7 protein-coding genes and 1 pseudogene are annotated in these 8,418 nt (G+C 70.2%); 4 read left to right on the top strand and 4 right to left on the bottom strand.

What is annotated here, in order from left to right; translation table 11 throughout:
* Positions 1-90 precede the first annotated feature (90 nt).
* Positions 91-603: pseudogene (locus ABZX85_RS50050) on the top strand (PhzF family phenazine biosynthesis protein); the annotation flags it as partial.
* A gap of 3 nt (positions 604-606) precedes the next feature.
* Here ABZX85_RS50050 and ABZX85_RS50045 read toward each other — a convergent pair.
* Both ABZX85_RS50045 and ABZX85_RS50040 read right to left on the bottom strand, forming a co-directional pair.
* Positions 607-1,434, bottom strand: a complete 828-nt coding sequence (locus ABZX85_RS50045; RefSeq protein WP_355885099.1) for a type II CAAX endopeptidase family protein — start codon at positions 1,432-1,434, stop codon at positions 607-609.
* A 560-nt stretch (positions 1,435-1,994) separates the two neighbouring features.
* On the bottom strand, positions 1,995-3,512 hold the full coding sequence (locus tag ABZX85_RS50040) for a glutamate--cysteine ligase (protein WP_355885098.1): 1,518 nt from the start codon (positions 3,510-3,512) through the stop codon (positions 1,995-1,997).
* Positions 3,513-4,103: 591 nt separating this feature from the next.
* On the opposite strand from ABZX85_RS50040, the gene ABZX85_RS50035 reads away from it, so the two are divergent.
* From ABZX85_RS50035 to ABZX85_RS50025, 3 genes are all read left to right on the top strand, one after another.
* Positions 4,104-4,688 carry a hypothetical protein gene (locus ABZX85_RS50035; RefSeq protein ID WP_355885097.1) on the top strand — a complete coding sequence of 195 codons (585 nt, stop codon included), beginning with the start codon at positions 4,104-4,106 and terminating at the stop codon, positions 4,686-4,688.
* 283 nt (positions 4,689-4,971) lie between these two features.
* Positions 4,972-5,178, top strand: coding sequence for a DUF5999 family protein (locus ABZX85_RS50030; RefSeq protein ID WP_355885096.1), 207 nt, complete (start codon positions 4,972-4,974; stop codon positions 5,176-5,178).
* A gap of 240 nt (positions 5,179-5,418) precedes the next feature.
* A complete protein-coding gene (locus tag ABZX85_RS50025; RefSeq protein ID WP_355885095.1) occupies positions 5,419-6,513 on the top strand; it encodes a LacI family DNA-binding transcriptional regulator in 1,095 nt (364 codons plus the stop codon).
* 7 nt (positions 6,514-6,520) lie between these two features.
* Here the strand turns inward: ABZX85_RS50025 and ABZX85_RS50020 are convergent, their stop codons facing one another.
* Together ABZX85_RS50020 and ABZX85_RS50015 are read right to left on the bottom strand one after the other, a co-directional pair.
* The gene (locus ABZX85_RS50020; protein WP_355885094.1) at positions 6,521-7,573 is read right to left on the bottom strand and encodes an endo-1,4-beta-xylanase; all 1,053 of its coding nucleotides are present in this window, start codon (positions 7,571-7,573) and stop codon (positions 6,521-6,523) included.
* Between the two features lie 41 nt (positions 7,574-7,614).
* Positions 7,615-8,379: a carbohydrate ABC transporter permease gene (locus tag ABZX85_RS50015; RefSeq protein ID WP_355885102.1), complete on the bottom strand. Its 765-nt coding sequence runs from the start codon at positions 8,377-8,379 to the stop codon at positions 7,615-7,617.
* Positions 8,380-8,418 lie beyond the last annotated feature (39 nt).

Raw genomic sequence — 8,418 nt, 5'->3', positions numbered from 1 at the left:
CATTTTCCGCAAAGCCCGCATCAGCCCCAACCGACTCACGTCAATCGTGAAGGCGGTTCTCACCCTTGAGCGTCACCGCTGAAGATCCTTAGTGGGGTGCTGGTGGCGACGCCCGCCGGGGACGGTTCGATCACGCTGGACTTCCCGACGGCTCCGCTGACGCGGGTCGAGGTGCCGGAGGGGGTGGACGAGGCGCTGGGGGCGGAGGTGCTGAGCGCGTTCGACACCGGGCCGCAGGTGGGGGACCTGGTGGTGGAGGTGGCCGACGAGGCGACCGTCCACGCACTGCGGCCCGACCACAGGGCGCTGGGCGCCCACTCGGCGCGGGGCGTCATCGCCACCGCCCGCGCGGAGAACCCCGCGCTCGGCTACGACTTCGTCTCCCGCTGCTTCTTCCCCAACGTCGGCATCGACGAGGACCCGGTGACCGGCAGCGCCCACACCGCGCTGGCCCCGTTCTGGTCGCCGCGCCTCGGCAGCGACGACCTCACCGGGCTCCAGGCGTCCCGGCGGTCGGGCCGGGTGCGTACGGGGCTGCGGGGTGAGCGGACGCTGCTGACGGGGCGGGCGGTGACGGTCGTCGAGGGGGAGCTGCTGGCGTGAGGGTCAGGGGGTGGGCAGCCAGTCGACCTTGCCCGCGAGCAGCGCGTATCCCACGAAGGCGCCGATGTCCAGCAAGGAATGCGCGACAACGAGCGGCCCGACGCGCCCCCACCGCCGATACAGATAAACGAACACCACCCCCATCACCATGTTGCCGATGAACCCCCCGATCCCCTGATACAGGTGGTACGACCCCCTCAGCACCGAACTCGCCACCAGCGCCGCTGTCGGCGTCCACCCCAGCTGCCCCAGCCTCCGCAGCAGGTACCCCACCACGATGACCTCTTCGAGGATCGCGTTCTGCATCGCCGACAGGATCAGCACCGGGTACTTCCACCACACCTCGGGCAGCGCCTCCGGCACCACGGTCAGGTTGAACCCCAGCCCCCGGGCGGCCAGATAGAACGCGATCCCACTGCTCCCGATCACCGCGGCGACGGCCGCCCCCCACCCCAGATCGAACCGGGGCCGCCCCCGATCGAACCCGAGCGCCCGGAGCGAGGCCCGCTCCCGCAACAAGAAATGCGCGACCAACGCGACAGGCACCAGCGAGGTACTGATCCCGAACAACTGCCAGGCCAGATCCAGCCAGGGCCGCCCAGGAGCAGCGGACCCGTTCAAAGTAGCGGTCTGCTCCTTAAGCCCCCCCGGCTTGGTGACAGACCCCAAAAAACTAATAAGGGCCGATACCCCACTGGCCCCCAACGACACCCCCAACACCAACAACGTCTCATCCCGCAACTCCCGCCGCGACAACCGCCCCAAATCTCCCACCTCAGCCACCGACCCACCCTCCACGTATCCCGACCGACACCCCACAGCTTGCCCCATCCCCCACCCACCACTTCACACCCACCCACCCCACACTTCCCAAAGCCCACCACCCCCACCCAGCGACAAAGAAACGCCGGCCCCCACCGAACCCCAGACAAGACCGAGGGGTCCACATCACCGACCAAGACCAGGACGACACCCCAGCCCGGGGTCCGGGACAACAGCCCCGTCCGGGGGCCCAGGGGGCGAAGGGACGGCAGCCCCCGCCCAGATCGCAGGGCGACAGCCCAGCCTGGAGCCCCCGGCTGGGAGCAAAGAAACGGCAGCCGTCCGAGGTCCAGGACAACAACCCCGCCCGGGGTCCAGGGGCGGAGCCCCGGCTGGAAGCGAAAGGGCGACAGCCCAGCCCAGGTCGCAGGGCGACACCCCAGCCCAGGGGTCAGGGCGACAGCCCACCCAGCCTAGGGTCCAGGAGAGCAGCCCGCCCAGGGTCCAGGACAGCAGCCCACCCGGGGTCCAGGGGGCGGAGCCCCCGGGTGGGGTGGGAGGGGCGGCAGCCCCTTTGGGATGGGACGGGTAGGGGCGGCGGGGGCGAGGAAAGGCCGTGGTCCCCCCACTCAGCCCAGCGCCGCCACCTCCCCCACCCCCACCGGCCACAGATGCACAGGCTCCCCCACCCGCATCAACTCCCCGTACCGCCGAGTCGTCGCGGCCAACGCCTCCTCCCGCGACAACCCCGAGGCCACCCCTCGGTGGAACGTCTCCACCTGCCAGCTGGCCCCGTTCACCCGCAACCGGCACCGCTCCTCGATCACCCCGAGATAGAAGTCCCGATCCACCGGCTCCACCCCCCACGCATCGAGCCCCACCTCCGCCAACGGCAACAACTCCTCCCGCACGAGACTCACGGCGTCCACCTCCCCCACCCCACCGAGCCGCCCCCGCCGAGGCCACAGCAACCGCGCCTCGATCCCGTCCCGACACGCCGCGTCGAAGTTCGCGGCGGCGGCCTCGAACGGCAACCGCGTCCACACGGGCCGCGACTCCTCCGCGAGCGCCCGGACGACCCCGTAGTAGAACGCGGCGTTGGCGAGGACATCGGTGACGGTCGGCCCCGCAGGCAGCACCCGGTTCTCGACCCGGAGATGAGGAACCCCGTCGGCCACCCCGTACACCGGCCGGTTCCACCGGTACACGGTCCCGTTGTGGAGCACGAGCTCCGCCAACTTCGGCGTCCCCCCCGCCGCGATCACCCCGAGCGGCTCCTCCTCGTCACAGATCGGCAGCAACGCGGGAAAGAACCGCAGATTCTCCTCGAACAACTCGTACGCGGAACTCACCCACCGCTCCCCGAACCAGGTCCGGGGCCGCACCCCCTGCGCCTGAAGCTCCGGCGGACGCGTGTCCGTCGACTGGAGGAACAACGGGGGCCGAGACTCCCGCCACAGCTCCCGCCCGAAGAGGAACGGCGAGTTGGCCCCCACGGCGACCTGCGCGGCGGCGACGGCCTGCGCGGCGTTCCAGACGTCGGCGAACCTCCCGGGCGTGACCTGGAGATGGAGCTGCACGGAGGTGCAGGCGGCCTCGGGGGTGATGGACTTGGCGGTGCAGGACAACTGCTCGACCCCTTGGATGTCGAGCGCGAAGTCCTCCCCCCGAGCGGCGACGATCTGATCGTTGAGAAGGGCGTACCGGTCCACCGCGGAGAGGTTCGCGGAGACGAGATCATCGGGCCCGAGCGTCGGCAGAATCCCGATCATCACGATTCCGGCATCGACTTCCCGAGCCTTTCGATGGGCATATGCCAGCGCCGTCCGGAGTTCCTCGGCGAGCTGGTCGAATACCCGTCCCCCCAACCGGTGTGGAGCTATGTTCACTTCCAGATTGAACATGGCGAGTTCTGTTTGGAAATCACGGCTCGCGATACGTTCGAGAACCTGCCCGTTCAACATTCTCGGCGCACCGTCCGCACCCGCGAGATTCAGCTCGATCTCCAGCCCCATGAGGTTCTTGGGGCGGTCGAAGCGCTGCTCGGCCAACAGCCGCTCCAGCCCCGCGAGGCACTGCCGGAGCTTGTCGCGGTAGTGCTGCCGATCGGACAGGTCGAACGCGCCCGCCACGACCTTCTCGCCCATACGAAGGGTCCCTCCTCGGCTGGGCGGACCGAGCTGACGGCCCGCCGGGGCGTCCTGGGTCAGGAGGGATGATGCCCAGCGGAACGATCGATAACGCCCCCGGCGCCCACCCGGGCCCGCTAGGCTGGCCGCAGCCCCTCGTAAGAACCCCATAAGTGACCCGGGACACATTCGACAAGCGGGGCGCGGAACTGGTTTTCCGGAACTCGGTGACTCGTGAGAAACACCGACGAGAATACGCCGACCGCGGGGCAGGGAGTTTCCCAGGTGGACGCCGGGAGCAGTGCTCTGAATCGGGAGGATTCAGTCGTATCGCCGACCGAATAGACACTTGCGGCGGGAAAAGCGATCGGATAGCCGAAACCCACTCCGAACACGCGTCGTATAAACTCCGCGACAGGCGGAGAAGGTGGGGACCCGGCCGAAGGAGCCTGTCGTCCAGGCCGCGGACGACAGCCCGCTCACACCCCCGGCACACACCGGCCTCGGCACTGCCTCTCCGACCGTCACACCCCGAGCACCGAGAGCTGACAGCGCCGTCCGCCCCCGCCCTCGCGCCACCTCTGCCTGTCGAATGAGAGGCGACCCACCATGCCGCTGCATGTCCCCCCGGCACCCGCGCCCGCCCTGCGCTCCGTCCTCACCGCCCTCGGCTCCCCCACCGCCGTCCACGAGGCCCGCACCCCGTCCCTGCGGACCGCCGAGGGCCCGACGGTTCCCGAACTCCCGCTCCCCCTCCACGTGTTGGAGCGGATCACCGCCGAGGGCACACCCGAGACGAGACTGGCCGGCTGGCGCTTCCTGATCCACTGCCAGGAGCGCGCCGTGGCCGCCGCGGAGACCAGGCTGACGGCGGACGGCTGGACGTTCTCGCACTTCTTCGAGGGCCCGTACATCGACTCCACGGAACGCGCCCTGCGCCAGGCCGAGTCCGCCGGACTCCCGGGCCAGGCCCGCCTGTTGTCCGTCCCCGGCCTCTACATGCTGACGCTCTGGCTGCACGGCGACTGCGAGTCGGACGGCACGACCGGCCACCCCGCCGCGACCGACGTCCTCATCCCGCTGGCCCCGGCCCCGCCCGGTATCGCGGCCCACCGCCCGCACCGCGTCGCGGAGTTGCTCCCGGCCCTCACCCACCGGGTCACTCCAGCGCCCCTGTTGGGCTCCCCTGCGTGACCTCATCCTGTCGGACTAGCCCGTTGTGACCAGGGTGAACCATCCGAAGTGACCGTGTGTAAAGGCTGAACCGCCCGTGCGGGTGACGCGTCATGAACCTGTGAGGAGCGGTACCGCGAAATCCCTGCGGAACCACGCCCGTGGAGCAACACTGGGTTCCGACCGACTTATCACAACGGGGGCGGCCATGAACGACGCTTCGCGCCGCGCGAACCGTACGACACACGATCCACACACCGCACCGGTCACTTCATCCGTCACGACAGAGCGAAAGATCCCTCCCATGTGCCAGCACCAGCCGCCGTGTCCGCCTGCCGACTCCACCGCCCGGGACTGCGCCCGGCTCGTGGCGCACCACCCGGAGCAGGGCTGGAGCCTGCTGTGCAACGGCGTCCTGCTCTTCGAGGACACCGGCGAGCTGTTGCCGGACGGCAGCGTCATCGACCCGCACCGCCCGCTGGGCCCGGGCCGGGTCGTCGCCGCGGCCTGACCGACGCCGGGCCTGTCGGCCCGCCAGCCGCACACCAGAGGGACCCCGGGGCCGGACACACCAGTGATCCGGCCCCCACGCATGTCCGCACCCGCCCCGCACCTGCACCGAACCCCCTCCCCAACCGCCCCCACCTCCTGTCCAAAAATCCCTCCCCTCCCCGAACCCCTCCCCTCCCCGCCGTTTTTCCGGAAGACTCCTGGAAGTTTCGGCCCGGGTTCCGGAAGCGAAGGTGGGGACATGACACCGCACGACACCGACACCGACACCGAAGGCCACGCCGACGCGCACGGCACCTCACACACCACCTCACCCGGCACCGCACACGGCAAAGTGACCATCACCGAGATCGCCCGCCAGGCCGGCGTCTCCGTCCCCACCGTCTCCCGCGTCGTCAACGGCCGCTCGGACGTCTCCCCCGCCACCCGCGCCCGCGTCGAGGAACTCCTGCGCCTGCACGGCTACCGCAAGCGCCCCCCGGCCACCCCCACCCGCAGCGCCCCCCTCCTGGACCTCGTCTTCAACGACCTCGGCAGCCCCTGGGCCGTGGAGATCATCCGCGGCGTCGAGGAGGTCGCGCACGCCGCCGGCGTCGGCACGGTCGTCTCCGCGATCCACGGCCGCACCGGCGACGCCCGCGAGTGGATGCGCAACCTCCGCGCCCGCGCCTCGGGCGGCGTCATCCTCGTCACGTCCGACCTCGAACCCACCCTGCACGAGCAGTTGAGAATCCTCGGCGTCCCCCTGGTCGTCGTCGACCCGACCGGCACCTGCACCGACGGCGTCCCCGTCATCGGCGCCGCCAACTGGTCCGGCGGCCTCGCCGCGACCGAGCACCTGCTCGCCCTCGGCCACCGCAGGATCGGCCTGATCGCGGGCCCCCGCCGCCTCCTGTGCTCCCGGGCCCGGTACGACGGCTACCGCGCGGCCCTGGAGGGCGCGGGCGTCCCGGTGGACGAGTCGCTCGTCGTCCCCGGCGACTTCCAGTCCGAGTCGGGCTTCACCGGCGCGGGCGCCCTCCTGGACCTGCCCGATCCGCCGACCGCCCTGTTCGCCGCGAGCGACCGGATGGCGCTCGGCGCGGTCGAGGCGCTGCGCCGGCGGGGCCTCAGGGTCCCCGAGGACATGAGCGTCGTCGGCTTCGACGACCTCCCCGAAGTCCGCTGGTCCGCCCCGCCGTTGACGACGGTCCGCCAACCCCTCGCCGACATGGGCAAGTTGGCCGTCCGCACGGTCCTGCGTCTCGCGCACGACGAGCATCCCGACTCGCCGCGCGTCGAGTTGGGCACGGAGCTGGTGGTGCGGTCCAGCACCGCACCACCAGCCCGCCCCTGAAACCCCCCTACTTCAGCGCGTTCCGGAGCGCGAAGTAGGCGGGCTTCGGCCTCAGTTGCTCGTCCCACGGAAGAGCGGCCCCCTGACCGGGGAAGAACGCCGGAATCCAGGAGTATTTGTCGGTGTAGTCCCAGACCGTGATGCCCACGCACCGCCGCACCGCCAGGCACGCCTTCGTCATGTCGGCGTACCAGTCCGCCTGTTTGGCGAGGAGTTCCTCGGTCGCCGGCAGGATCATCCGTACGTCGACCTCGGTGAGCGCGGTGTCGAGCCCCAGCTTCGAGAAGCGCCGCAGGTTGTCCTCCAGGGAGGCGGGATAGTCGTACTGAAGGGCCAGGTGGGCCTGGAAGCCGACCCCGTCGAGCGGGACGCCCTGTGCCTTCAGCTCCTTGGCGAGCGTGTAGTAGGCGTCGCTCTTGGGGCCGATCCACTCGATGTTGTAGTCGTTGAGGTACAGCTTCACCTTGGGGTCGGCCTGCCGCGCCCAGCGCAGCGAGTCGGCGATGTAGCCGGGGCCGAGGGTCTTGTAGAAGATGTTCTCCCGGTAGGTGCCGTCCTCGTTGAACGCCTCGTTGACGACGTCCCAGGCGTACAACTTCCCCCGGTAGTGCCGGACTTCGGTCTGGATGTGGTTCTTCAGGACGGCCCGCAGCTCGTCCGCCGTCCACTCCTTGGCGGTCAGCCAGCCCGGCAGCTGGCTGTGCCAGACGAGGGTGTGGCCGCGCACCTTCTGGTGGTTGGCTCGGGCGAGGCCGACGATCTCGTCGCCCTTGGTGAAGTCGAAGACGCCCTGCTGGGGTTCGGTGGCGTACCACTTCATCCCGTTGCCCGGCGTGATCATGTCGAACTCGTGGCCGAGGAGCTTCGTGTAGGCGGTGTCGGTGAGTTCGGGGTTGTCGGTGGCGCTCCCGAAGTACCGGCCGTGCCGCTGGGCGAGGTCGGCCAGGGTCGCCCTGTGGTGCTGCTGGCCGGCCTGGGCGGCGGGGCCGCTCGCGATCCCGGTGGCGACCAGGGCGGAGGCGAGCGCCCCGGCGAGTCTGAGACGGGTGCGGACAAGCATGGTGCGACTCCTCTGCGTCGGGAAGGTGAGCCGTACGGCCGTCAGCCCTTCGTGGCACCGGCGGCGAGCCCGCCGACGAGCTGGCGCTCGGCGACGGAGTAGAAGGCCAGGGCGGGCACCATCGCGAGGACGAGATACGCGAAGACCCGGGCGTACTCGGCGGAGTACTGCCCCTGGAACTGCTGGACGCCGATCGGGATCGTCCACCAGCTGGGGTCGGTGAAGACGAGGAGCGGCAGCAGGAAGTTGTTCCAGCTGCCCACCACGGCGAGGACGGAGACGGTCCCGAGGGCCGGCCGTGCCATCGGCAGCAGCACCCGCCAGAAGAACCCGAGCGGCCCGCAGCCGTCGAGGGTCGCCGCCTCCTCCAGCTCCGCCGGGATCTCCCGGAAGAAGCCGCGCAGGATGACGATGGTCACCGGAATCCCGAACGCGGCCTGCGGCAGGATCACCCCGAGCGGGTTGTCCAGCAGGTCCATCGAGCGCAGCAGCAGGAACAGCGGCAGCGCGACGACCGCGAAGGGGAACATCAGCCCCATCGTGAACAGCGTGAACAGCGCCTCCCGCCCGGGGAACGCGAACCGCGAGAAGGAGAACGCGGCGAGCGCCGACACCCCGACCACCACGACCGTCGTCGCGATCGCGATGAACGTGCTGGAGCCGATCATCCGCCAGAAGGCGCTCGACCCGAGGATGTCGGTGTAGTTGGAGGTCACCCACTTCTCGGGCAGCCCCACGGGGTTGCGGGAGAGTTCGTCGGTGGTCTTGAACCCGGAGAGCACCGCGTACAGCAGCGGTACGGCCATCAGCGCGCCGACCACGACGAGGACGACGTGCACCGGCAG

The sequence above is a fragment of the Streptomyces sp. NPDC004539 genome (genome assembly GCF_040610055.1).
Taxonomy (GTDB): Bacteria; Actinomycetota; Actinomycetes; order Streptomycetales; family Streptomycetaceae; genus Streptomyces.
Note: the sequence above shows the minus strand (reverse complement) of the source record. Positions and strands in the feature narration are given on the sequence as shown.

Coding starts and splice junctions, on each gene's coding strand:
- ABZX85_RS50040 (WP_355885098.1), bottom strand. CDS start 3,512: ATGGGCGAGAAGGTCGTGGCGGGCGCGTTCGACCTGTCCGATCGGCAG.
- ABZX85_RS50045 (WP_355885099.1), bottom strand. CDS start 1,434: ATGGGGCAAGCTGTGGGGTGTCGGTCGGGATACGTGGAGGGTGGGTCG.
- ABZX85_RS50030 (WP_355885096.1), top strand. CDS start 4,972: ATGTGCCAGCACCAGCCGCCGTGTCCGCCTGCCGACTCCACCGCCCGG.
- ABZX85_RS50020 (WP_355885094.1), bottom strand. CDS start 7,573: ATGCTTGTCCGCACCCGTCTCAGACTCGCCGGGGCGCTCGCCTCCGCC.
- ABZX85_RS50035 (WP_355885097.1), top strand. CDS start 4,104: ATGCCGCTGCATGTCCCCCCGGCACCCGCGCCCGCCCTGCGCTCCGTC.
- ABZX85_RS50015 (WP_355885102.1), bottom strand. CDS start 8,379: ATGGCCGTACCGCTGCTGTACGCGGTGCTCTCCGGGTTCAAGACCACC.
- ABZX85_RS50025 (WP_355885095.1), top strand. CDS start 5,419: ATGACACCGCACGACACCGACACCGACACCGAAGGCCACGCCGACGCG.